Origin of the sequence: Roseicyclus sp. (genome assembly GCF_052168335.1) — a bacterium.
Taxonomy (GTDB): domain Bacteria; phylum Pseudomonadota; class Alphaproteobacteria; order Rhodobacterales; family Rhodobacteraceae; genus Roseibacterium.
Window position 1 is genome coordinate 1 of record NZ_JBQLZP010000648.1, and the last position, 1,534, is coordinate 1,534.

General features: G+C 70.2%; 2 protein-coding genes. One reads left to right on the plus strand and one right to left on the minus strand.

Translation table 11 applies throughout. The annotated features are described in order from the left end of the window. Positions 1 to 1,276: CoA-acylating methylmalonate-semialdehyde dehydrogenase (mmsA, locus tag ACTS11_RS19805; protein ID WP_442642004.1), on the minus strand; the 1,276-nt coding region annotated here is incomplete at its 3' end. A gap of 108 nt (positions 1,277 to 1,384) precedes the next feature. On the opposite strand from mmsA, the gene ACTS11_RS19810 reads away from it, so the two are divergent. Next, positions 1,385 to 1,534 (plus strand): LysR family transcriptional regulator (locus ACTS11_RS19810; protein ID WP_442642005.1); only part of this gene is annotated, 150 nt, incomplete at its 3' end.

A 1,534-nucleotide genomic window follows, 5' to 3' on the forward strand; every position in this document is an offset into this window, starting at 1 on the left:
CGCGCGCGGTGTCGCCGTCGCGCGTGAAGATCGCGGTGCCGTTGCCGTATTCGTGGTCCATGGCGAGGCCGAGCGCCTCCTCGTAGGACTTCGCGCGGACGGTCGAGAGGACGGGGCCGAAGATCTCGGTCCGGTAGATGTCCATGTCCTTCGTCACCCGGTCGAAAAGGTGCGGGCCGACGAAGAAGCCGTTCTCGTAGCCCTGGAGCGAGAAGTTCCGCCCGTCGACGACGAGCTCCGCCCCCTGGTCGATGCCGGACTGCACGAGGCGCAGGATGTTGTCGCGCGCCTGCGGCGTGACGACGGGGCCGTAATCCACGTCCTCGCCCGCCGTGTAGGGGCCGACCTTCAGCGCCTCGATCTTCGGCACGAGCTTCTCGATCAGGCGGTCGGCGGTCTCCTCGCCCACGGGGACGGCGACCGAGATGGCCATGCAGCGCTCCCCCGCCGCGCCGTAGCCCGCGCCCACCAGCGCGTCGGCGGCCTGGTCGAGATCGGCGTCCGGCATGATGATCATGTGGTTCTTGGCGCCGCCGAAGCACTGCACGCGCTTGCCGTTGGCGCAGCCGCGCTCGTAGATGTACTGCGCGATGGGGGTCGAGCCGACGAAGCCCACGCCCGCGATGGTCGGGTTGTCGAGGATGGCGTCGACCGCCTCCTTGTCGCCGTTGACGACCTGGAGGACGCCGTCGGGCAGCCCCGCCTCCTTCATCAGCTCGGCCAGCATCAGCGGCACCGATGGGTCGCGCTCGGAGGGCTTGAGGATGAAGGCGTTCCCGCAGGCCAGCGCGGGGGCCATCTTCCACATCGGGATCATGGCCGGGAAGTTGAAGGGCGTGATGCCGGCGGCCACGCCGATCGGCTGGCGCATGGAATACATGTCGATGCCGGGGCCCGCGCTGTCGGTGAACTCGCCCTTCAGGAGGTGCGGCGCGCCGATGCAGAACTCGACCACCTCGAGGCCGCGCTGCACGTCCCCGCGCGCGTCGGGCAGGGTCTTGCCGTGCTCGCGGCTGAGCGCCTCGGCCAGCTTGTCCATGTCGCGGTTGAGGAGGCGGACGAACTCCATCATCACCCGCGCGCGGCGCTGCGGGTTGGTGGCGGCCCAGGCCGGCTGCGCGGCGGCGGCGGCGGCGACGGCGGCGTCGAGCTCGGCCTTCGAGGCCAGCGCGACCTTCGCCTGAACCTCGCCCGTGGCCGGGTTCCACACGTCGGCCATGCGCCCCGACGTGCCCGCCACGCGCTTGCCGTTGATCCAGTGACCGATCTCTTCCATCGTCCTCTCCCTCGGGATGATCCTTCGCCCATCACCTTACCCTTGCGGGCAGGCCGCAAAAAGCGGCAGGTTGCCAAAGCCGTTTTGCGAAAATGCAAGGATGGGGCGATGAACTGGGACGACATGCGGGTATTTCTCGCCGTGGCGCGGGAGGAGGGGCTGTCGGGCGCCGCGCGGCGCCTGCGCGTCGACCCCGCGACCGTGGGCCGCCGCGTCGCCCGGCTGGAGGAGACGCTCGGCGCCGTCCTCTTCGCCAAG